The sequence below is a fragment of the Brevundimonas sp. genome (genome assembly GCF_046295075.1).
In the GTDB taxonomy this organism is placed as follows: Bacteria; Pseudomonadota; Alphaproteobacteria; order Caulobacterales; family Caulobacteraceae; genus Brevundimonas.
In genome coordinates, this window is the sequence record NZ_JBKBOC010000014.1 from 71,980 (window position 1) to 92,691 (window position 20,712).

The window sequence follows — 20,712 nt, forward strand, 5'->3', positions numbered from 1 at the left end:
AGTGGACACCGGAAGCGTTGAGCAGTAGCGCCAGTTTCCCACAAGGCCTTTTGAGCAGAGTTCAACAATGGACCGTGACGCCTGGAATGATCTGGCGATCTTCGCCGCCATCGCCGAGGCAGGCGGCTTTACCAAGGCCGGCGTCGTTCTAGGCGTGTCCGCCTCTGCGCTCAGTCACCGTATGCGCCGGATGGAGGCGCGGATGGGGGTTCGGCTGCTGAACCGGACCACCCGAAGCGTGGGTATGACCGAGGCCGGCGAAAGCCTGCTGGCCAGTCTTCGCCCCGCCATGGGTGAGATTGACGCCGCCCTCACTCTACTGGGCAGCGACCGCGCACGACCTGCAGGACGGGTCCGGGTCAGCGCGCATCGTTCTGCGGCGTTCGGCCTGATCCTGCCGCGCCTCAACCGGTTCGCCGACGATTATCCCGAGATCACCGTGGAGGTGGTCGTCGATGACGGCTTGGTGGACATCGTCCGCGCCGGACTGGACGCCGGTATCCGACGCCTGCCGTCACTGGAGCAGGACATGGTGTCGGTCCGGCTGGACGACGGGGTGCACGTGACCATGGCGGCGTCGCCCGCCTACCTTCTCGCCCACGGCGTTCCGCAAACCCCTCGGGATCTGAAACGCCATCGCTGCATCAACTATCGCCTCCCGACCGCCGGCTCGCTCTATCGTTGGACGTTCGAGCGGGACGGCCAGACCACGACCATGGATGTGCCCAGCAGCCTTGTGACAAACGACATCGACATGTTGTGCGAGGCGGCGGCGGCCGGATTGGGCGTGGCCTGTATTCTTGAGCCCCAGGCAGCGCCCTGGCTGGCTTCAGGCGCCCTAGTCAGCGTGCTGGACGCGTGGCGCCCCAGATTGCCGCCCAACTACCTCTATTATGCGGGGCGTCGAAACCTGCCTCCGGCGTTGCGCCTTTTCATCGATGCGATGAAAAGGCCGCTTCACGACTGATCGCGGTCAGTGCCGAGCCGCTTAGGGCAGATGCGCCAGAACCCGCAACCAGCCCTCGGCCTGAGCCAAGTCGATGGCCTCGAACAGCGGGATCGCCAGCAGGAAGACCAGGCCGTCGCGGATGGTCGTCAGGAAGAAGGACGGCCGCACCGACAGTTCCGCCTCGTCGCGCCACAGCGCGAACTTGGGCCAGAAACGCGGCGTCCGGGCCTTGTATGTCGCGTATTCAGTCCCGAAAGTCGCGCCCAGCCAAGCTTCTTCACGTCGAACGGTCAGGTAGAAGACCGCCAGCGACGCCAGGGTGAACAGCACCGCCAGGGTCAGGCTGCCGCTCTGGGCGCCGATCCCGAACGCGCCGAAGAAGCTGAAGATATAAAGTGGATTGCGGCTGATCGAATAGGGACCGCGCGACACGATCTCGGCCTTCTTGCGCCCGCCGATATAGAGCGAGCACCAGGCGCGCCCAACGATGGCGAAGACGATGGCGGCTAGGCCCATGGCCTCGACGCCTTCATGCAGCGGACTGTCCACGCCAGTGAGGGATTGGGACACCATAGTCAGGGCGACCAGGCCGAGAAGAGCGACGAGAACCGCCGCCTTTCGCACCTTTTGAACCGCCTGAAGATCAAAAATCTGTGTCGTGGTCATGACGCACTCCAATGCGTCAAAACCCAAGCGCCGCTTTCCCCAGCGGGGCAAGCGCTATGTTTGCGAGCGAAAATCGGTCTCGCAAAAGTGGCAGACGACGTCTGACTCAGTCCTCGTAGGACAGCTCTTCGGATGCAGGGCGGATCGGCTCTGGCAGCTCTGGCGGTGTCGAGTCGGCGTAGGTGAGATAGTCGCGCCACACGACGTGGGTACGCTCTCGCGTCATGTCGATGCGGCAACGCAGAGCCGCCACGTTGCGGATCGAACCGCCGTTCCACTTGTCGTACACGCCCTTGCAGACAAGGTCGGCGTAGGCAGTCCACGCCGCCTGGGCCTGATCCAGATAGGCGCGTTGCGACAACGAAACCGTAGCTTTCCCCGCCCCCTGATCCGCGGCGTCCGCGTTTCGGCGGGCGGCGACGAGATAGTGATCCATCCGTTCCACCTCGCGCGACAGGTCACGCGATGCGCAGGCATTGATGGCCAGCGTGTCCTGCGCCTTCGCGCAATCGGCGGGCAGATGATCGGGGGACTGGCTGACCAGAAGGAGCGAAACAATTGCGAAGAGCATACCGGGTTCCGAGACTGAGGCACCGCACCAGCTTCACACGCCTCGCCCCATCTCGAAAGACGGTTCACAGCCCTTCTAGAATATCCGCCAACTCCGCCGGCCAGATCGTTTCGGTCGAGGCGCGAATGTCGATGAGGCTCCACCAGCGATGCGCCACAAGAACGTCCCGCTCTTCCTCAGTGAAGCCGGCGGACGATGGATCGAAAGCCTCGGTGCGCAGCAGGAAGAACCGCTGATCCACATCAGCCATGCGGCCGTCGGGCAGGCGGAAACTGACGCGGACCTGGGCGACCTGGGGGCCGGGATCGGCGACGACCAGTCCCGTCTCCTCGAACAGTTCGCGACGAGCGGCGTCTTCATAGGTCTCGCCCGGCTCGCAGCCGCCGCCCGGCGTGGCCCAGAAGGCCGTGCCGGCCAGAGGCCCTTGGGAAAAGACGAAGTGCAACAGCAGCACCCGCCCCTGCCCGTCCAGGATCAGCCAGCGCGAGGTCGGCCGGTCGGGAAGGACGGGCCCGACCGCGTCGGTCACGCCGTCACTTCTTGGCGCCGCCCTTTTGGCCCGTACGAATCCGGCCGGAACGCGAGACCTGACGGGCGCCGCCACGGGCGCCCTTCTGGACCGCGATGGACGAGCCGGCCTTCTTCGAGGCGCTGGATTTCAGCCCGGCCAATATCTTGGGCTGGGCCTTGCGAGTCTTCTTCTGCTCCAGCGCCTTGCCGGGCAGCTTGGACAGGGCCTCTTCCTTCTCGGCCTTCTTGATCACCCGGCGCGGCGCGGTCTTGGCGTCGCCCTTGTAGCGTTCCGGTCCCGACTTGGCGCCGCCTTCGGCATAGGGGTTCACGCCGCTGGACTTGACGTTCAGGCGGATTGGCGTGCCCGGCAGGTCGAAGCTCTCGCGGATCGAGTTGACCAGATAGCGCTTGTAATGCTCGGGCATCGACTCGGCGCGGTTGGCCATCAGCACGAAGGTCGGCGGACGGGCCTTGGTCTGGGCGATGTATTTCGGCTTGATCCGCTTGCCGTCCACGGCGGGGGGCGGGTGCCGCTGGGTGGCCATGGACAGCCAGGTGTTCAGATCCTTGGTCTTCACCTTGACCGACCAGGTGTCATAGGCCTGAAGCACGGCCGGCATCAGGCGTTCGACGCCGCGCCCGCTGTGCGAGGACAGCACCACGAAGGGCGAACCCTTCAGCTGGGGCAGCTTGTCCTCGGCCATGCCCTTCAGCTTGGCCATGCGCGCCTGGGGCTCTTCTTCCAGATCCCATTTGGACGCGACATAGACCAGGGCGCGGCCTTCGCGCTCGACCAGGTCGGCCAGCTGCAGGTCCTGGGTGTCGAAGGCGTCGTCCTTGTCCATCATCAGGATGACGACTTCGGCGAAGGTGATGGCCCGGATGGTGTCGGCGACCGACAGCTTCTCCAGCTTCTCCTGCACCCGCGCCTTGCGACGCATCCCGGCCGTGTCGACCAGGCGGATGTTCTTGCCCTCGAACTGCCAGTCGACCGAGATGGAGTCGCGGGTGATGCCCGCTTCCGGCCCGGTCAGCAGGCGGTCGTCGCCGATCAGACGGTTGATCAGGGTCGATTTGCCCGCGTTCGGACGACCGATGACGGCGATACGGATCGGCTTGTCCGGTTCGTCGATCTCTTCGATGAAGATGTCTTCGGACGCCGCGCGGATGGCCTTGTATAGGTCGGCCATGCCCTCGCCGTGCTCGGCCGAGATGGCGACGGGTTCGCCGAAGCCCAGGGCGTGCGCCTCGCCCACGCCGCCGCCGCTCTCGCGGCTCTCGGACTTGTTGGCCAGCAGAATGATGGGCTTGTGGACCTTGCGCAGGCGCTCGGCGAAAATCCGGTCCAGCGACGTCACGCCTTCGCGAGCGTCCATCATGAACATGACCAGTTCGGCGTCGTCCAGCGCGGCCTCGGTCTGCTCGCGCATCCGGGCTTCCAGGCTGTCGTCGGTGACATCCTCGTAGCCGGCCGTGTCGATCAGCGTCAGATCCATGTCGCCGATGTTGCCGTCGGCATAGCGCCGATCACGGGTCACGCCGGGGCGATCGTCGACCAGCGCGAGGCGCTTGCCGACGAGGCGGTTGAACAGTGTCGATTTGCCCACATTGGGGCGGCCGACGATGGCGACCTTCAGAGCCATGTCGGCTTTCTAGCGTAATTCGGGCTGAAAATCAGCGGATGCAGATCAGCTGACCGTTATCGGTCAGCACGTACAGGGCGCCGTTGTAGGCGGCAGGCGCGATATAGGCGGGCGCGCCCAGCTTCAGGGTCGTCTGCGCGGCGCCGGTCTTGGGATCGAAGGCCACGGCCTCGCCGAACGAGTTTACCATCACCAGGCGGTTGGAGGCCAGCAGCGGACCCGACCATTGCGGCGTCAGTTCGCGATCGAAGAAGCCGAAGAAACCACCTTCCTTGCGGATGCGACCTTCGTTCAGCTCGCGGGTCCAGTAGATCTGGCCCGTGTCGCGGTTGACGGTGATCAGCTGACCCGACTTGGACACAACGAAGACGGCGTCGCCGACCGGCAGGGGCGCGTTCACGCCCGTCACCGGCAGTTGCCACTTGGGTTGGCCCGAACGCAGGTCCAGCGCCGACAGGACGCCGGAATGGCTGACGCCATAGACCATGCCGCGGCTGATGACCGGGCGGCCCGCCACGTCGCGAACTTCCGACAGGGCGCTGGTGCGGCTGGTGCGCGACAGGGTCTCTTCCCACACGGCCTGACCGTTCAGTGCGCTGAGCGCGACAAGCTGGCCCGAAGCGAAGGGCGCGACGACGGTATTGCCGCTGACGGCCGGGCTGGAGGCGCGCATGACGCGCGCCGGCTCGGCGATGCCGCGATAGGTCCAGTCCTGGGCGCCGGTGGCGGCGTCGAAGGCGAACAACTGGCTGTCCACATCGACCACGAACACACGGTTGCCCGACACGGTCGGGGCGCCGTGGATCGGGGCGTCCACCTGTTGGGTCCAGACCACCGCGCCGGTGTTGGCGTCCAGCGCCGACATCGAACGATAGCCCGAGGAGACGAATACCTTGCCGCCGCCCACGGCGACGCCGCCGCCGAAGCCGCCGTTGCGATCACGCTCAGTATTCTTGACGTTGGCCTTCCACAGGACTTCGCCGGTGTCGGCCGACACGGCCGAAACGGTCGATTCGCCGTCCAGCACGAAGATCTTGCCGTCTGCGGCGACGATGGGCGCCATGACGTTGCCGACTTGCGACGAGCCCTCGCCGATGTTGCGCTTCCAAGCGATCTGGAAGTTCGGAGCGGCGATAACGTGCTCGACCAGGTTTTCGGACGTGCCGCCCGGCTGGGTCCACGCCGTGATCGCCTGGGGACCAGGCAGGAAGTAGTCGCGGCCCGACAGGGCGGCCGACGGGGTCAGCGTCTGTTCGAACTCCAGCACCGAAATCCGCTGACCGGCAGAGGCGGTCGCGCCGGCCTCCTCCTGGCCGCCCAGGCCGAAAGGCAGGTTGCGGCGCACGGTGCCGCAGGACGCCATGGTCGCGGCGACGCCGCAGATCAGCGCGACTTTCAGAACTCGGTTCATCTGGGGCGTCCTGTAAGGGGTCGTCACTATTGGGCAACCGGGGCGGCGGCGGGGGCCGCTGCAGGCGCCGAAGGGGTCATCGCATTCGCGGCGCCGGGGGCCGGGGGCGTGGCCTTGGCGGCGGCGTCGATGATGGGCTTGATCGCGCCTGCGGTGCCGGCGTCGATGGATTCCACCGCGATCTGGGCGCGCTGACGCACCGAATCCGGCACGTCCTGACCCAGTTGCAGCAGGACGAAGGCCTCGCGGGCCTCCTTGGTCTTGCCGTGCTGGAGGCGCGCCAGGGCCAGGGCTTCCTGGGCGAAGGCGTGCAGCGGACGGTCGTCTTCGGCCAGCGGCGTCAGGCGGGCCTCGATATCGGCCAGGGGCGCAGTGTCCATGATCAGGAAGGCGGCCTTCAACGCGGGCGGGTCCGACAGCAGCGGATCGCTGGAGGCCTTGGCGGCTTCGTCGAACAGGCGGACGGCGTCGGGGAACTTGTTGGCGCTGACGGCCAGGCCGGCCTGCTGTTGCAGGGCCAGGACCTTGTAGGCGCCGTTGCCTTCCTTGACCGCTTCCCCGAAGGCGGCGCGGGCGTCCATCGGCTTGTCAGCCCGCAGGGCCTCCATGCCGCGATCATAGGCCTCAGCGCCCTTGCCGGCCTTGTTCGTGTTCAGGCTGTCCCAGCCCCACCAGCCCAATGCGCCGATCAGCGCGACAACCAGCACCACGCCGAAAACGGGCAGCCAGGTCTTGGCCAGGCGCTTCACCTTTTCGGAGCGAAGCTCCTCCTCGACCTGCTCGAAGACATCAACCACTGAAACGTCGCCCCAAAATCGCGAAATGCAAACCGGCGCGGACCCTAGAAGGTCGGCTCCCCGCCCGCAACGTCGTCCGTTACTGCGAAGCCGGCTTTTTCGAGAAGTAGGTCTCGACTTCGGCAGGAAAACGGCGGGTTTTCACATCGGCGGCGAAAGCGGCGGCCGCGCGGTCGATCTCTGTGCGCAGATCGGCGTATTTGCGCACGAACCGCGGGGTCCAGTCGAACATGCCCAGCATGTCGTTGATCACCAGCACCTGCCCGTCGCAGGCGGCCGATGCGCCGATGCCGATGGTCGGCGTGTCGATGGCCTCGGTGATCTCTCGCGCCAGCGATTCGGCGACGCCCTCGATGACGATGCAGAAGGCGCCCGCCTCTGCCGTGGCCTTGGCCTCGGCCATCACCCGTTCACGCTCGTAATCGGTGCGACCCTTGGCCTTGAACCCGCCCTCGGCCAGGATCGCCTGGGGTCGTAGGCCCACGTGGCCCATGACCGGTATGCCGCGCTTGACCAGGAAGGCGACGATCTCGGCAAGTTCGATGCTGGTCTCCAGCTTCACCGCCTGGGCGCCCGTTTCCTGCATCACCCGCACGCAGTTGGCGTAGGCGATCTCCTTGCCGCCCTCGTAAGAACCGAACGGCATGTCCACGACCACCATGGCCCGCTTGGCGCCCCGCATGACCGCCTGCCCGTGCAGGATCATCATCTCCAGGGTGACGCCCACCGTATTGGGCAGGCCGTGAACCGCCATGCCAAGGCTGTCGCCGACCAGCAGCACGTCGCAGTGCGGGTCCAGCAGGGCCGCCATCGGCGCGTCATAGGCGGTCAGGCAGACGATCGGCTCGCCGCCCTTGCGACCGGCGATATCGGGAACAGAGATCCGCTTCACGGTCTCCTGCGTTTGAATGGACATCCGGCGGGCCTCCTGTCTGAACGCGGTTCAGATAGGCCCGCCCGCCGGCGAAGTCACCTTCAGACGTCCTGCGACAACCGCGCAGCGCCCGCTGCCAACACCGCAGCCATGGCCCCGGCCACGATCCAGAAGGCCAGAACACCCGTGCCGCTGGACAGATCGACCGAGCCGACGCCCAGGCTGTCCAGTCCTGACTGGGCCGCGCCCTGCGCCGTCGCCGCCGCCGCGCGAAGTCCCTGATCCAGCGTCGTATCGCCGCCAGAGGCGAAGTTCACGTTCAGCCCCTCGCGAATCGCCAGCGTCCCCCCGATCAGCCCGGCCGCCGTCAACGCCAGCACCCGCCAGCGCGACTGCTTCTCCATCCGCGCCTGCAGCGTCGCCAAAAACAGGGCCTCGTCGGCCAGTCGCGGGCTTTGCGCGAACATCCGCTCGATCATCGGATCGAATTCATCAGCCGACATGGATCGACCTCCCGTCGCCCTGCGCCGGTTGAAGCCGCGCGCGAAGTTTATCCAGACCACGTTTGACATGGGATTTCACCGTTCCGAGCGGCAAATTCATGGCCGCCGCGATTTCGGGATGGGACATCCCTGCGCCGTGGCACAGGGACACGCACACCCGCTCGGTTTCGTTGAGCGTCTTGAGCGCTTCGTCCAGATCCATCAGGCCGCCATGATCGACCACGACATCCGCCTGATCCGTCTCGACCTCCGCGACATAGCGGGCCTCCCTGGCGACCCGCTTCAGATAAAGCCGCGCGGCGATCTTCTTGATCCAGCCTGCAAAAGTCCCCTGCCCGCGAAACTCCGAGCAACGCTGGAACCCCTGCAGAAAGGCGTCCTGCGCTACGTCGTCAGACAGGGACGGCGTGGCCCCCATCCGTCGCAGCAGCCCCCGCACCGCCGACCCGTGCCGACGGACCAGTTCCCCATACTCGCGCCGTCCGCCGGCCGCCGCCTGGGCGGCCAGCTCGACATCGTGAAAGTCTCTGAGTGTCTTGACCATGACGTTTCCCCCTTCCGGCGGACGTCAGTCTTTGTTCGGGTTGAAGAAGCCCAGGATGATGAAGGCGACGCCGATGGCGGCGGGAATGCAGGCGATGCCCAGCAGAGCCCCCTCGCCGTTTCCTCCCCATTGGCTGGTGAAACCACCGACCGTGAACGCAAATCCGGCGATGCCCACGCCGCTCGCCAGGCTAAGGACGCCTTTGCGAATGTCCTTGCTGCGCGACGGCAGCCCCTTCTGCACATCCTTGGTCATGGCGTCGATCAGCTCGGGCGGCAGGGTTTGGCCCTTGTCCACCGCATGGCGGACGGTCAGCTGCACCTCACGCCGTTCGCGGCTCTTCAGATAGCTTGGACCGACCACGACCGCGACGATCGAGGCGAAGATGGTGAAGACGATAAAGACCGGGGTCCATTCCATGACGGTTCTCTCTGTGTGTGCAGCAGCCTGATGCGGCGGCCTTCTGATCACAAGAGGCTGCAGGGCGCCTCCACGGATGCGCTTCGTTACGTGAAATCTTCGTAAGGTCGCCGTTCCAGCCGGCGCGGGTTCGGTCTAGGGTCCGAATATCAACATCAGGAGCGCGTCCCATGGCCCATGTCACCTATCGCATCGTCGAACACGACGGCGGCTGGGCCTATATGTCCGGAGGCACCTATTCCGAGACCTTCGCCACCCATGACGACGCCAAGGCGGCCGCCGTCCGCGTCTCGCGCGAGCAACGTGTGCCGGACGAGACCGCCTCCATCGAATATGCGACCGCAGACGGTACATGGGTGACCGAGCGCGCCGACGGCCATGACCGCCCCATCACGGACGTCGAGGGCTGAACACGGCGTGATTGGGCGTCGCACCCTTCTGGCCGCCGCAGCGTTCGCGCCGCTGGCTGCCTGCGCCTCCGCCCCGGCAGCCCGCCCGGCCGCCGGGCTCAGGCTCGTCACCTTCAACATCTGGCACAATCTCGGCGACTGGACCGCGCGTCGGCCGCTGCTGATCGCGGCGCTGAAGGCCCAGGACGCCGACGTCATCGCCCTGCAGGAAGTGCTGGAGGACGCCGCCGTCGGGCTGGAGAACCAGGCCCGGATGCTGGCGCGTGAGCTGGGCGGCTACCACGTCGCCTTCGTCTCGACCGACGCCGAGGGGGCGCCGCGCCGATACGGCAACGCCCTGCTGACCCGCCTGCCGGTGCTGGCAGAGGATTCGATCAAGCTGGACCCGCTGGACGATTTCCGCACCGCGCTGCGCCTTCGCGTCTCGGTTCAGGGACGCCCGGTCGATGTGGTCGTCACCCATCTGGCCTGGCAGCCCGACGCCGGCCCGGTGCGCGCGCGCCAAATCTCAAGCCTGCTCAGCTGGCTGCCGCAGGAGGGCGTGCCCCTGATCGTCATGGGCGACTTCAACGCGACGCAGGACGACCCAGGCCTGGCCACCATGACCGGCCCGCGCTTCCTCAGCGCCCTGCCCCGCAATGCAGCCTCCACCACCCTGAACCCGGCTAAGGGCCACCCGAACCGCGTCATCGACCACATCTTCGTCGAGCCGGAGTTCTTCGCCCCCGTCGAGGCCTACGTCTTCGGCGACGCGCCCACGAACGGCGAATACCCCTCCGACCACTTCGGCGTCGCCGCGACCGTCCGGCTCAGGTAAGCGCGGCGGCGTAAACCTCGGGCTTGAACCCCACCAGCCGCCGATCCCCCAGGTCCAGCACCGGCCGTTTGATCATCGACGGCTGCGCCATCATCAGCGCGATCGCCTTGGCCTTGTCGATGTCCGCCTTGTCCGCATCCGGCAGTTTCTTGAACGTAGTCCCGGCCCGGTTCAGCACCGTCTCCCACCCGTGCTCGTCGATCCACAGCCCCAGCTGCCCCGCATCCGCCCCGGCCTTCTTGTAGTCATGGAAGACATAATCGACCCCCTGCTGCTCCAGCCAGACCCGCGCCTTCTTGACCGTGTCACAGTTGGGAATGCCGTAGAGGGTGTAGGTCATGGGTGTCTCGTCCGTCGGTTTCGTGCAGGCCAGCTGATAGCCATTTTCGACCCTCAGTGAGACGTCTGGCCGCCCAAGTCTAGGCGCGGGCTCCGCCGGCGCACGCTCTTCGCCTAGACCGTCGGTATCGTGCCTCCGTCGATCACATACTCGCTCCCATGGATGGCGGCCGCCCTGTCCGAAGCAAGGAAGGCGATCAGTTCGGCGACCTCCTCGGGTTGCGCTGCTCGCCCCAAGGGGATGCCACCCAAGGCCTTCAGCACGCCCTGGCGAGCGTCTTCCACCGTGCCGCCCGTGCCTTCCGCGATCCTCTCCAGAAGAGCGCCCGAGGCTTCCGTGGCGATCCAGCCCGGCGATACGACATTGACCCGAACACCCTTCGGCCCAAGCTCCTTGGACAGGGCTTTGCTGTAGGTGGACAGGGCCGCCTTGGCCGCCGCATAGGCGGTCGTGGATTCCGGCAGCGGCAAGGTCCGCTGAATGGACGAGACGTGGATGATGGCGCCGGAGCCGCGCGCGATCATCTGCGGCGCGAGCAGACGATCCAGGCGAACCGCCGGCATCAGGTTCAGATTCAGCTCGGCGCGCCAGTGGTCATCCGTCAGAGCGGCGAAACCGCCGGCCGGCGCGGCCGATCCGCCCACGACATGCACCAGAATATCCACGCCGCCCAACCGATTGACGGCGGCTTCGGCCAAGGTCTCGCACCCCTCCAAAGTCATCAGGTCGGCCGCCACGAACTCAGCCCCGGTCGAGGTTTCCGGGGCCGAACGCGCGGCAGTCATGACCTGCGCTCCACCCGCCAGGAAACGCGCGACGGTCGCCCGGCCCGCGCCCTTGGTGCCGGCGGTGACCAGAACACGTCGGCCATTGAACTCGGAGGGATCAAGACGCGCGGTCACAGCGAGATCTCCAGCGCGCGGATGGCGTCGCCTTCCAGCGTGAACCGCAGGGTGAACCGCAAGGGACTGCCCTTGAACGCGCCAAACGTCAGGCCCTCGACGACAACCTGACCGTCCTCATGGCGCATGGCGTCCGGCGTAAAGACCGCCTTGCTGGCGACTATGGACTCCTCGATCCACCGCCTCAGCTCGGGATGCCCCTGATGGCGTCCCCCATCATCCTGAACGACGGCGTCAGGTGAAAAGGCGTGCAGCATGCCATCGACATCGAGGCGCGAATTGGCCTCCACATAGTTTGCGATCGGCTTGGCAAGGTCGGCAATCATCAGGGGCTCCGGGTTAGATCGTTGCGTTCGATCCAAACTGGAAATAAGCTTGCGAGATGGCAAGTACGGACGAAAAGGTAAGGTACTCACCTGAAGGTGAGCGCATCGACTACACCCCGCAGACGGCGGCGCAGAGCACGCAGAACGTGATCCGGGTGCTGGAGGGGCGATGGAAGCTGGTGATCCTGTTCCAGCTGTTCGGTTCGAACGTTCGTCGGTTCTCGGAACTGGAGCGCGCGATCCCCGGTGTGTCGCAGAAGATGCTGATCCAGCAACTGCGTCAGCTGGAAGTCGACGGCGTGGTCGCGCGCATCGTCCACGCTCAGGTTCCGCCCAAGGTGGAATATCACCTCACGGAATGGGGACAGTCGCTTTGCCCCGTGCTGGACAAGCTGCTGAACTGGGCCGAGGCGGCGCCGGTCGATGTCCGCGAGCGTCTGATCGAACGCGATCAGCCAGCGACAATTCCATCATAATCTTTCAGCTGATCCGCAGCGTTTTCAGTTACTCCTCGGCTAGCAGCGTCAATCGACCTCACGACCCTTCTAACCGTGCCATAATCCCGGCCGGTCTTTGAAAACCTCACCGCTTTCGCAAGTTGCACTTTCTTGCACCTTGCACTGTTTTCGCCGTTGCAGTGCAGTTTCGCCTGACGCCGATTTCAGACGAAGTGCACAGATTGCACCCTGTTTTTCGGGGAGGTCCGCCTAGGCCGCCAGCCCGGCGAACACGCCGATCACGGACACGATGAACGTCCCCAATATCCCTGCCAAGCCTATGACTACGAACAAAATCAAGGCCTTGCCTACGCCCGGCAGGATGCCGCGATACCACCGTCCCCGTCCCATGCGCAGGAAGGCGGCGAAGCCCAGCACGGCCATCAGCAGGCTGGCGATCAGGGCGGCCGGCCCGGTCCCGAACACGAACCAGGACAGCGGCAGCATCGGCACGGTCCAGGCGTTCAGATAGGCGAAGGACGCCCGGAACCCCCGGCGCACGCCAAGATCCTCTGCGTCCCACAACCGAAACAGCGGCATGGCCGCCAGAGCATAGAGCGGCGCCATCACCGGGATGGTCAGGAACGACATCCACCCGTCGGCGTCCGCCATGAAGGCGTCGCGCGACTTGCCGGCCTGCGCCAACAGCGGGTTCAGCATCTCCGCGGGCATGCCTTCCAGATAGCCGCTCAACCCGCCCTTCAGAAAGACGATCAGCATGATGATCGCGTTCAGCGTCAGATACAGCTTCAGCGGCTTGGCGTAGCGCCCGCCCCCGGTCGGCCCCTCAATCATCCAGGCCTGCAGCACCAGACGCGGCCGCACCAGCAGGTCGCGCGCCGTGCGCACCTCGGCCGCGCCGAAGCCGAGCGTATCCTCCGACAGGTCCTTGATCGCCTGTTTGCGCGTCGTCTCGCCGTCGGTCATCGGATTCTCCCCAGAGGGGATGCATACACCGCCCGGTTGACCGCGCAAGGCGACGATCAGAACCGCTTGGTCAGGCCGACACTGAACACCCGCCCGCGTGGATCGGCTACGACCGGATCGTAACCCAGGGCGAACTGCGCCAACGGCGGCGCCTTGTCGGCGACATTGACCACACCGACCGCCAGATCGAGATCGGCGCCGAGGGCGCGGCTGTAGAGCAGATCGACCGTCGTCTGGCTGGCGATGCTGGCGTCCGTGATCCCGCTGCGGTCGTTGGCGTAGCCGTCGGTATAGTGGACCAGGGCCGTCACGGCGTGGGCGCCCCCGCTCCAGCCCAGGGCGAACTCGCCGCGATTGCGCGGCAATGACCGGCCGATGTTGTTCAGATTGGTCGAACCGACGCCCGAGACCTGGGCCGCCGAGGCGTTCAGCCGAATGTCGTAGGTGTCCACATAGGTCCAGGTCGCAGCGGCCGAGGCCTGCCCACCCCACAGCCCGTGGCGATAGCGGGCCGACAGGTCGATCCCTTGCGTCTCGATGGACGAGGCGTTGATGAAATAGAGCTGGACGAAGGTCAGGGCGCCGCTGGGCGAGCGGGTGATGCGGCCCTGCGCATCCGTGCCACTACGGCCCGCCGCCACATCGGCCGCCGCCTGATCGATGATGGCCTGCGCCGACTCCTTGACCACCTGGTCGGTATAGTCGAACCGCCAGGCGTCGAGGCCCAGCTCCAGCCCTTCTATCGGTTTCCACAGGGCGCCCAGGCTGAGGCTCTCGGACTTCTCGGGCTTCAGGTCGGCCCGGCCCGAGGTCAGGGTGTTGACGAAGACGAAGGCGCCCCGGTCGAACACCGACGGCTGCGACGCCTGCGCTCCCGACTGGGCGTAAACCGACGGGGCGCGGAGCCCCTGCCCCCAGGACGCGCGCAGGGCCAGGGCGTCGGTGACATCCCATCGGATCGCGGCCTTGGGGCTGAATCGGCCCTCGTCGCCGTCATAGGATTCGTAGCGGCCGGCCAGTTGCGCCTCGATCCGGTCGCCCAGATGGATGCGCGCCTCGGCGAAGGCGGCCAGCGCCTGCTGATCGCCCTCGAAGTCGGGCGACACGCCCGCCGTCAGCAGGTCGCCCGCATTGACCAGATCGCTCCAGTCGTGGCGGAAGGCGCTGCGGCGATACTGCGCGCCTATGGCGACATCGACCGATCCGCCGCTCCAGACGAAGGCCTCGCCGCTGGTCGAGGCGTCCGCCGTCGTCAGGGTGGATGCGCCGCGCAGGCCGGTCGAGCCGATCAAACTGTCGATCAGCGCGGCGCTGTTCGCCGTGCCTGTCCCCAGATAGGCGCTGCCGAACGGGTTGAAATATTGACAGGCGCCGACGCCGGGCGCGCCAGTCGCCGGGTTGCAGCCCGCCCCGCCCACGCCGTTCAGGGCGTTCTGCAGGGCGCTGCCGATGGTGTCGGGCTTGTCATAGACCACGTGCTGACGGCTGCTGGTCGCGCTCAGGTTCCAGGTCCAGCCGTTGGAAAACCGCCCGTCCAGACCGCCGGCGATGCGCCAGGTGCGATAGTCGAACTCGGCCTGCGACGCCCCTGCCTCCGCGCCCAGCAGACGCCCCCGGAACAGCACCGCCTCGCCGAACGGATTGTCGGGATGCGACGCCGGAACGGTCAGCGACCGCGCCAGGATCGGCAGCGACGGCGACTGGCGCGCGATGGTGTTCGTCGCCGACCAGGCCGCCTGCAGCGACAGGGTCATGTCGCCCACCGGCCGACGATAGTCCGCAAACAGCTGCGTCCGCGTCTCCTCCGGCGTCAGGTCGAAGAAGTCGGAATAGTCCAGCCGGCAGAAGGCATCCGTCGGCGAGTTCAGATAGGCGCTGGCGAACGCCGGATCGCCGCACGACGGATCGGGCGAGAACCCGTTGCGGCTGGGTCGGAAGTAGGAGCCCGGCTGGCCATAGCTGGTCACGGCGGTCCAGGCGGCGCGGCCGTAGCGTTCAGCCTGGGTGAAGTCCCTCTCGTCCGAACCCAGAGCCGATCGATGGAAATGCGAGGCCGCCAGCGTGAGGTCGCCGCCCAGCAGCTTGAACCCGCCGATGGCTTCGACGACGCTCTCTTCCGACCCGTCGGCGACGGCGTATTTGGCGCTGACCTCGGGCCGGGTCACATCGCGACGCGTGATGAAGTTGACCACGCCCGCCACCGCATCCGAACCATAGACGGCCGAGGCGCCGTCCTTGACCACCTCGACACGCTGAAGCGCGATCATCGGCACGAGCGAGTTGATGTCGACGAAGGCCGAGCCATCGACCGCCACCACCGCGCTGTTGGTCCAGCGCTGACCGTCCACCAGCACCAGGGTCGAACCCAGGCCCAGGTTGCGCAGGTTGAACTGGGCCGTCCCCGAACTCTGCGGCTGGTTCAGTTGATCGACCTGGGCTTCCGAGCCCGAGTTGGCGGTGACCAGACGGACCAGTTGCGACGCGTCGGCGACCCCGGCGGCGGCAATGGTCTGGCGTCCCACCATCTCGACCGGGGCGATCCGGTCACCGCCAGCGATCCGCGAGCCAGTGACGACGATGTCCTCGACCTGTGACGCGTCCTGCGCCTGGACGGCCGAGGCCGCCAGCCACGCGACCGAAGCCGTCGCCATCAGAAATTTGCGCTGCGTCATCCCATGCTCCCCGCGATCAGTGGCGGGCTTCTACCCAGCGCCAAGGATTTGCGAAAGAGTAATTTTGCAGTTTTGCAAATTCGATTTCGGCTGAGACCTATCGCGCCATTGATCCGGCGATGTAACCGGTTACGGTGCGGCAAAACAGAAACGGCCCAAGGTAACGGGCCAAGAAACGGGCAAGGGAAGCAGGAAGCATGGCGAACGTCCGTCTGGTCGACGTGAAGAAGGCGTTCGGCGCCGTCGAGGTGCTGAAGGGCGTCGATCTGGAGATCGCCGACGGCGAGTTCATCGTCTTCGTCGGCCCTTCGGGGTGCGGCAAGTCCACCCTGCTGCGCACCATCGCGGGTCTGGAAGAGGCGACGACGGGCCAGGTCTCCATCGGCGACCGCGTGGTCAACGACCTGTCGCCGTCGGACCGGGGCATCGCCATGGTGTTCCAGTCCTATGCGCTTTATCCGCACATGACGGCCTATGAGAACATGGCCTTCGGCCTGAAGCTGGCCAAGACGGACAAGGGCGAGATCGACCGCCGCGTCCGCGCCGCCGCCGAGGCGCTGAGCATTACCGACTATCTGGACCGCAAGCCCAAGGCCATGTCCGGCGGTCAGCGCCAGCGCGTCGCCATCGGCCGCGCCATCGTGCGCGAACCCCAGGTCTTCCTGTTCGACGAGCCCCTGTCCAACCTGGACGCCGCCCTGCGGGTGCGGATGCGCTACGAGTTCGCGCGTCTGCACGCCGAGTTGAAGACCACCATGATCTACGTCACCCACGACCAGGTCGAGGCCATGACCCTGGCCGACCGGATCGTGGTGCTGAATGGCGGGCGGATCGAACAGGTCGGGGCGCCGATGGACCTGTACGACCACCCCGACAACCTGTTCGTCGCCGGCTTCATCGGCAGCCCGAAAATGAATTTGTTAGCTGCTGTAATCGTTGCGGCTTCGGCGAGCGGCGCGACGGTGAAGACCTCCGCAGGTGAGACGATCCACGTCTCCGTGAACGCCGCGACCGCCGAGCCCGGCGACGTCGTGACCTTGGGCGTCCGCCCCGAACACCTGACCACGACCGGCGACGGCGATGCGTTGAACGCCGAGGTCATGTTCGTCGAAACCCTGGGCGCCACGACCATGGCGCACCTGAAACATCCGGCGTCGCAAGACACGCTGACGGTTCAGTTAGCGGGTGAACTGCGGGCCAAGGCGGGAGAGCGGCTGACGCTGCACGTCTCCGCCAAACAGGCGCATCTGTTCGACGCGACCGGTAAGGCGTTTCAGCGCCTCTAAGCCCTTCTCCCCTCGGGGGAGAAGGTGGCTCGCGGAGCGAGACGGATGAGGGGGTTGCTTCCGCACCCTCGCCCTTGCCGTTTCGAGGCGGATAGATACCCCTCATCCGAGGCCTTCGGCCCCACCTTCTCCCCCAAGGGGAGAAGGGTCAGCGCAACTCCACCCGTCGCGCCCCTGCCGGAATGACCAGTTCATCGCCCGCCCACATCGCTGCGCGACCGTCGATCCGAACCCGTTCCGGCCGCCCCTGCCCCGCCGGCCATTGCAGCACGAACCCGCCCGGCGGCGTCGCCCCGTCGCCCAGGGTCAGCACATACCCCTGCCGTTCCTTGCGGTAGCCATAGGTCAGAGGCCCATAGGCGGTGCGCAGATCCCGCACCCCAACGCCTTCTTTCGTATCCAGCCACACCTCCGGCACGCCCGCCGCCAAAACCAAGGCATGGTCGCGGTCCCGCTCATAGGCGAAGAGGTCCAGGGCCGAGCGGATATAGTCGGAACTGATCCAGGCATGGGGCATGTCGCCGATGAAGCGGGGCTCACGCTTGTCGCGCCCCACCACCTCGGCCCAGCCGTTCCAGGCCTCGGGACGGCGGTCGGCCATCAGGAAGTCCAGCACCGCCAGGGCGCGGTCCTTCTGGCCCAGTCGCACATAGGCGCCGACCAGCCGCCATTCGTAGGGGGTATAGTCCTTCCACGCCGTGCGATTGGTCAGCCGGTTCTGGAAGTTTTCCCAATAGCGGTCGAAGGTTCGCGCCATTAGTTCGGGCGGAAGATTATCCTGCTCGCCCGACGGCGACAGGGCGATCGTGGTTGAGGTGGCGTCGAAATCGCCCCGGTCGGCGGCGCCGGCGATCCAGTCGATGTCGTGATGTTCGGCCGTCGCGACGATGGAGGCGCGGATGTCGGCGGCGAACTGGTCCCGCGCGGCGGCGTAACGGGCGGCGGCCTCGGCGTCGCCCAGGGTCTGCGCGATGAAGACCGCGTCCTTGTAGCCCAGCAAGCCCCAGAAATCGTCCCAGTAGGAATAGGCCGCCTTGTCCGAATAACCCTCGTGGCTGATCGTCGGGGGCAGCAGGCCGTAGAGGTGGCGCTGGTCGGGAGTCTGGAACTCTGGCGTGCGGGTCGAGGCGCGCAACTCGTCCATATAGGCGATGGCTTTCTGGACCTGGGGCCAGACCTGGCGCAGCAGGGCCTCGTCGCCGGTGTAGCGATAGGTCTCGGCGGCCAGGAAGACGAACTCGCCGTGGCTGTCGTTCTCGGGCACCGGATCGGCGCCGCGCGCATCGACGCAACACGGGACCTTGCCGTTCTCGAACACATAGGGGGCGTACCAGCGCAGATAGTCGGCTGAATGGTCGGCCATGCCCAGCCGGTTCAGCCCCTCGGCCATCATGGCCCCGTCGCGGATCCAGGAGCGGTTGTAGCTGCGGGTGCCGGGCTGGAGGATCGGCCCCTGACGCGACATCAGCATATGGGCCAGGGATGACTTCAGCGCGTCCTCGATCCGCTGGGCGGCGGGCGGCAGGGTCAGGTCCACCCGGTCCAGCTTCTCGCGCCATTCGGCGGCCAGCCGTGTCTCCACCGTATCCAGAACCGCAGCCGCTTCCCCCACCGGCTCGGGCGCCAGATCCTCGCCGGACAGTTGCGAGACCCAGCCGACGGTGCGGGTCTCGCCGGGCTGTAGGGTTACCTCATAGGTCAAGGCGCCGGCGGCCAGGCCGGTCGCATCCGTCGTCGTCAGAGCCTCGACGGCCGGTCGCCGCGCGGACGGCAGGATCAGGGACTGAGGGTCGCTGCCAGCGTCGAAGGTCGCGAGCGCGACCTGATCCGGCGTCGCCAGCGGCTGCACCCGAACCGTGTCGTTCAGCGCCAGTTCGGCGCCGTCCCAGGCGATGGTCTCGACCGGGCTGACGCCGCCGGGAATGGCGAGGAACTGGCGCGGCGCATTCACCTGCATCGGCCGGGCGGCTAAGGCCAGGGTCAGGGTGCGCGGCCGAGTCGAGGTGTTGGTCAGATCGTAACGCCCCCACAGCTGCGCCTGATCGGCCTGACCGTCGGCGAAGCTGGTGATCTTCAGCGTCCAGTCGTCGGCGGTCCATTTCACCGACGGGATCGGCAGGTCGCCGTCCCTCAACCCCTGTTCGACATTGACGTCGGCCCAAGTGATCAGCCGTCCGTTATCGACGACAAAGGGCTCGATACTCGGCCCGGCGCGGCGCAGTTCGATGGCGCCGTCCTCGCCGATCAGACCGCTCTCGCCGCCGCCGTCCACGCCGACCAGGGTCCAGTAGGGCTGTTCCCCGAAGAAGCCGCGCGGATAGAGACCGCGCCGGTTCTCCTTGGCCACCGCCTCCACGAAGGCGGTTGCGTCCTCGCCGAAGGCCAGGGGTTCGACCTCGAACTCGTTCAACGCATAGGTCGTCGCCTGCCCCGCGCCCAGCCGCTGGCCGGCGCCGGACGAGCCGACGACATCGGGCGCGGGGACCGGCTTCAGCGGCTCCAGCCGCAGCCAGCGGGCGGTCGTCTCGGGCGTCCGCAGCCAGTCGACGCCGCCGTTCCCGCCCTGAACTGTCGCCAGGTCCCGCCAGTCGCGCCCGTCGGTCGAGGCCGAGATCCTATAGTCCGCCGCCACCCCCCGCTCGCCCCAGCGCAGGGTCAGGCCGCCGAACTCGCGCTCGTAGCCCAGGTCCAGAATCAGGGCCGACGGTTCGCCCACCGGCGGGGTCCATGCGGTTTTCAGGTCCAGATCGACGGCGTTGGCGGCGGTCGCCTCAGACCGTCCGTCGCTGGCCACCGGCTGCGGCGGCACGGCGGGATCGACCGGCAGGACGCGCAGGCTCAGTTGGTCGATCTCGACGGCGCCCTTGCCGCCCTCGGCTGCGACGACGACAAACTCGACCCGCTCGGCGCGGCGCAGCACCGTCTCAGGACTGGGTCCCCAGGCCTTGGACACCTGGCGGCGTTTGATCACGAACTTTGTCCAGCCGTCGGGGAAGTCGTAGCGCGCCGTCTGCTTCCACCAGACGTTCTCGGCCGAGGTGTCGGTCAGCTTGACCTCAAAGGTGTTGGCCGGCCCTGCGCCGCGCACCCAGAAGCTGATCTCGTAATTGTCGGGCAGGTCGAACGGCAGCGGACGGCTGACCACCGCATAGCCCGCCTTGCCGTCGAAATCGTAGTCGAGCCGCACCGCCTGCCCATCATGCCCGGCGACGGCGGAGACGACGGCATGAACGTCGGTCGAGGCGCTGGCCTGCCACCGCGAGGCGTCGTCCATGGTGTCGAGAATGCGCGTGTCCTGCGCGGCGGCGGGGGCGGCCACGAGAGCAGCGCTGAGGGCGAGGGCAGAGGTCAGGATACGCATTCGATTACTCCAGTTTTCCCTCTCCGCGTCATCCTCGGGCTTGTCCCGAGGATCCAGACTCCCGGTGTTCGACGGGGGGTGCATAGAGCGGACGCACCGGGAGTCTGGATCCTCGCCACAAGGGCGAGGATGACGGGCGTTAGAGAGACGAGAAGGCTACAAGGATCACCCCTTCACGCTGCCCGCGAGCATGCCGCGGATGTAGTAGCGTTGCAGGGCGAGGAAGAGGATCAGCACGGGCGCGACCGTGACGACGGCGCCGGCCATCATCAGTTCGATGTCC

21 protein-coding genes are annotated in these 20,712 nt (G+C 66.6%); 5 read left to right on the forward strand and 16 right to left on the reverse strand.

The features are described 5' to 3' along the window. Positions 1-67: 67 nt before the first annotated feature. Positions 68-967: a LysR family transcriptional regulator gene (locus tag ACK4MH_RS11700; protein ID WP_409718493.1), complete on the forward strand. Its 900-nt coding sequence runs from the start codon at positions 68-70 to the stop codon at positions 965-967. 21 nt (positions 968-988) lie between these two features. Here ACK4MH_RS11700 and ACK4MH_RS11705 read toward each other — a convergent pair whose 3' ends face one another. From ACK4MH_RS11705 to ACK4MH_RS11750, 10 genes are all read right to left on the reverse strand, one after another. Next, complete coding sequence (locus ACK4MH_RS11705) at positions 989-1,615, reverse strand: methyltransferase family protein (protein ID WP_409718496.1); 627 nt, start codon at positions 1,613-1,615, stop codon at positions 989-991. 106 nt (positions 1,616-1,721) lie between these two features. Beyond that, positions 1,722-2,186 (reverse strand): lysozyme inhibitor LprI family protein, encoded by a 465-nt coding sequence (locus ACK4MH_RS11710; protein WP_409718499.1) that lies wholly within the window; start codon positions 2,184-2,186, stop codon positions 1,722-1,724. Between the two features lie 64 nt (positions 2,187-2,250). Then, the gene (locus tag ACK4MH_RS11715; protein WP_409718502.1) at positions 2,251-2,715 is read right to left on the reverse strand and encodes an NUDIX hydrolase; all 465 of its coding nucleotides are present in this window, start codon (positions 2,713-2,715) and stop codon (positions 2,251-2,253) included. 4 nt (positions 2,716-2,719) lie between these two features. Then, complete coding sequence (gene der, locus ACK4MH_RS11720; protein WP_346497686.1) at positions 2,720-4,342, reverse strand: ribosome biogenesis GTPase Der; 1,623 nt, start codon at positions 4,340-4,342, stop codon at positions 2,720-2,722. Between the two features lie 31 nt (positions 4,343-4,373). Beyond that, positions 4,374-5,753, reverse strand: a complete 1,380-nt coding sequence (locus ACK4MH_RS11725; protein WP_409718506.1) for a PQQ-binding-like beta-propeller repeat protein — start codon at positions 5,751-5,753, stop codon at positions 4,374-4,376. Positions 5,754-5,779: 26 nt separating this feature from the next. Continuing rightward, positions 5,780-6,550: a tetratricopeptide repeat protein gene (locus ACK4MH_RS11730; protein ID WP_409718509.1), complete on the reverse strand. Its 771-nt coding sequence runs from the start codon at positions 6,548-6,550 to the stop codon at positions 5,780-5,782. A gap of 79 nt (positions 6,551-6,629) precedes the next feature. Continuing rightward, positions 6,630-7,466 (reverse strand): 3-methyl-2-oxobutanoate hydroxymethyltransferase, encoded by an 837-nt coding sequence (panB, locus tag ACK4MH_RS11735; RefSeq protein WP_409718512.1) that lies wholly within the window; start codon positions 7,464-7,466, stop codon positions 6,630-6,632. 59 nt (positions 7,467-7,525) lie between these two features. Further along, the gene (locus ACK4MH_RS11740; RefSeq protein ID WP_409718515.1) at positions 7,526-7,927 is read right to left on the reverse strand and encodes a hypothetical protein; all 402 of its coding nucleotides are present in this window, start codon (positions 7,925-7,927) and stop codon (positions 7,526-7,528) included. Next, positions 7,917-8,471, reverse strand: a complete 555-nt coding sequence (locus ACK4MH_RS11745) for an RNA polymerase sigma factor (protein WP_409718518.1) — start codon at positions 8,469-8,471, stop codon at positions 7,917-7,919. Before ACK4MH_RS11745 ends, ACK4MH_RS11740 begins: the two co-directional genes overlap by 11 nt. Before the next feature lie 24 nt (positions 8,472-8,495). Then, positions 8,496-8,891: a DUF6249 domain-containing protein gene (locus ACK4MH_RS11750; protein ID WP_409718521.1), complete on the reverse strand. Its 396-nt coding sequence runs from the start codon at positions 8,889-8,891 to the stop codon at positions 8,496-8,498. A gap of 170 nt (positions 8,892-9,061) precedes the next feature. Between ACK4MH_RS11750 and ACK4MH_RS11755 the strand changes: the two genes are divergently transcribed. Continuing rightward, positions 9,062-9,301 carry a hypothetical protein gene (locus tag ACK4MH_RS11755; RefSeq protein ID WP_135193096.1) on the forward strand — a complete coding sequence of 80 codons (240 nt, stop codon included), beginning with the start codon at positions 9,062-9,064 and terminating at the stop codon, positions 9,299-9,301. 7 nt (positions 9,302-9,308) lie between these two features. Then, complete coding sequence (locus ACK4MH_RS11760; RefSeq protein WP_409718524.1) at positions 9,309-10,118, forward strand: endonuclease/exonuclease/phosphatase family protein; 810 nt, start codon at positions 9,309-9,311, stop codon at positions 10,116-10,118. Here ACK4MH_RS11760 and ACK4MH_RS11765 read toward each other — a convergent pair. From ACK4MH_RS11765 to ACK4MH_RS11775, 3 genes are all read right to left on the reverse strand, one after another. Further along, positions 10,111-10,458: an ArsC family reductase gene (locus tag ACK4MH_RS11765; protein ID WP_409718527.1), complete on the reverse strand. Its 348-nt coding sequence runs from the start codon at positions 10,456-10,458 to the stop codon at positions 10,111-10,113. The genes ACK4MH_RS11760 and ACK4MH_RS11765 overlap by 8 nt on opposite strands. Positions 10,459-10,571: 113 nt before the next feature. Further along, entirely contained in the window at positions 10,572-11,360 is a 789-nt protein-coding gene (locus tag ACK4MH_RS11770) for an SDR family oxidoreductase (protein WP_409718530.1), read from the reverse strand. Continuing rightward, a complete protein-coding gene (locus ACK4MH_RS11775; RefSeq protein ID WP_409718533.1) occupies positions 11,357-11,686 on the reverse strand; it encodes a nuclear transport factor 2 family protein in 330 nt (109 codons plus the stop codon). The genes ACK4MH_RS11770 and ACK4MH_RS11775 overlap by 4 nt, the downstream gene beginning before the upstream one ends. A gap of 56 nt (positions 11,687-11,742) precedes the next feature. Between ACK4MH_RS11775 and ACK4MH_RS11780 the strand changes: the two genes are divergently transcribed. Then, positions 11,743-12,162: a winged helix-turn-helix transcriptional regulator gene (locus tag ACK4MH_RS11780; RefSeq protein ID WP_409718536.1), complete on the forward strand. Its 420-nt coding sequence runs from the start codon at positions 11,743-11,745 to the stop codon at positions 12,160-12,162. 231 nt (positions 12,163-12,393) lie between these two features. On the opposite strand, the gene ACK4MH_RS11785 is transcribed toward ACK4MH_RS11780, so the two are convergent. Together ACK4MH_RS11785 and ACK4MH_RS11790 are read right to left on the reverse strand one after the other, a co-directional pair. Beyond that, positions 12,394-13,110, reverse strand: coding sequence for a hypothetical protein (locus ACK4MH_RS11785; RefSeq protein ID WP_409718539.1), 717 nt, complete (start codon positions 13,108-13,110; stop codon positions 12,394-12,396). A 56-nt stretch (positions 13,111-13,166) separates the two neighbouring features. Continuing rightward, positions 13,167-15,782 carry a TonB-dependent receptor domain-containing protein gene (locus ACK4MH_RS11790; protein ID WP_409718542.1) on the reverse strand — a complete coding sequence of 872 codons (2,616 nt, stop codon included), beginning with the start codon at positions 15,780-15,782 and terminating at the stop codon, positions 13,167-13,169. Positions 15,783-15,979: 197 nt separating this feature from the next. On the opposite strand from ACK4MH_RS11790, the gene ACK4MH_RS11795 reads away from it, so the two are divergent. Continuing rightward, on the forward strand, positions 15,980-17,068 hold the full coding sequence (locus tag ACK4MH_RS11795) for an ABC transporter ATP-binding protein (protein ID WP_409718544.1): 1,089 nt from the start codon (positions 15,980-15,982) through the stop codon (positions 17,066-17,068). Positions 17,069-17,216: 148 nt separating this feature from the next. Here the strand turns inward: ACK4MH_RS11795 and ACK4MH_RS11800 are convergent, their stop codons facing one another. Further along, a complete protein-coding gene (locus ACK4MH_RS11800) occupies positions 17,217-20,429 on the reverse strand; it encodes a discoidin domain-containing protein (RefSeq protein WP_409718547.1) in 3,213 nt (1,070 codons plus the stop codon). Between the last annotated feature and the right edge of the window lie 283 nt (positions 20,430-20,712).

Coding starts and splice junctions, on each gene's coding strand:
- ACK4MH_RS11700 (WP_409718493.1), top strand. CDS start 68: ATGGACCGTGACGCCTGGAATGATCTGGCGATCTTCGCCGCCATCGCC.
- ACK4MH_RS11705 (WP_409718496.1), bottom strand. CDS start 1,615: ATGACCACGACACAGATTTTTGATCTTCAGGCGGTTCAAAAGGTGCGA.
- ACK4MH_RS11710 (WP_409718499.1), bottom strand. CDS start 2,186: ATGCTCTTCGCAATTGTTTCGCTCCTTCTGGTCAGCCAGTCCCCCGAT.
- der (WP_346497686.1), bottom strand. CDS start 4,342: ATGGCTCTGAAGGTCGCCATCGTCGGCCGCCCCAATGTGGGCAAATCG.
- ACK4MH_RS11725 (WP_409718506.1), bottom strand. CDS start 5,753: ATGAACCGAGTTCTGAAAGTCGCGCTGATCTGCGGCGTCGCCGCGACC.
- panB (WP_409718512.1), bottom strand. CDS start 7,466: ATGTCCATTCAAACGCAGGAGACCGTGAAGCGGATCTCTGTTCCCGAT.
- ACK4MH_RS11740 (WP_409718515.1), bottom strand. CDS start 7,927: ATGTCGGCTGATGAATTCGATCCGATGATCGAGCGGATGTTCGCGCAA.
- ACK4MH_RS11745 (WP_409718518.1), bottom strand. CDS start 8,471: ATGGTCAAGACACTCAGAGACTTTCACGATGTCGAGCTGGCCGCCCAG.
- ACK4MH_RS11750 (WP_409718521.1), bottom strand. CDS start 8,891: ATGGAATGGACCCCGGTCTTTATCGTCTTCACCATCTTCGCCTCGATC.
- ACK4MH_RS11755 (WP_135193096.1), top strand. CDS start 9,062: ATGGCCCATGTCACCTATCGCATCGTCGAACACGACGGCGGCTGGGCC.
- ACK4MH_RS11765 (WP_409718527.1), bottom strand. CDS start 10,458: ATGACCTACACCCTCTACGGCATTCCCAACTGTGACACGGTCAAGAAG.
- ACK4MH_RS11775 (WP_409718533.1), bottom strand. CDS start 11,686: ATGATTGCCGACCTTGCCAAGCCGATCGCAAACTATGTGGAGGCCAAT.
- ACK4MH_RS11780 (WP_409718536.1), top strand. CDS start 11,743: ATGGCAAGTACGGACGAAAAGGTAAGGTACTCACCTGAAGGTGAGCGC.
- ACK4MH_RS11785 (WP_409718539.1), bottom strand. CDS start 13,110: ATGACCGACGGCGAGACGACGCGCAAACAGGCGATCAAGGACCTGTCG.
- ACK4MH_RS11790 (WP_409718542.1), bottom strand. CDS start 15,782: ATGACGCAGCGCAAATTTCTGATGGCGACGGCTTCGGTCGCGTGGCTG.
- ACK4MH_RS11795 (WP_409718544.1), top strand. CDS start 15,980: ATGGCGAACGTCCGTCTGGTCGACGTGAAGAAGGCGTTCGGCGCCGTC.
- ACK4MH_RS11800 (WP_409718547.1), bottom strand. CDS start 20,429: ATGCGTATCCTGACCTCTGCCCTCGCCCTCAGCGCTGCTCTCGTGGCC.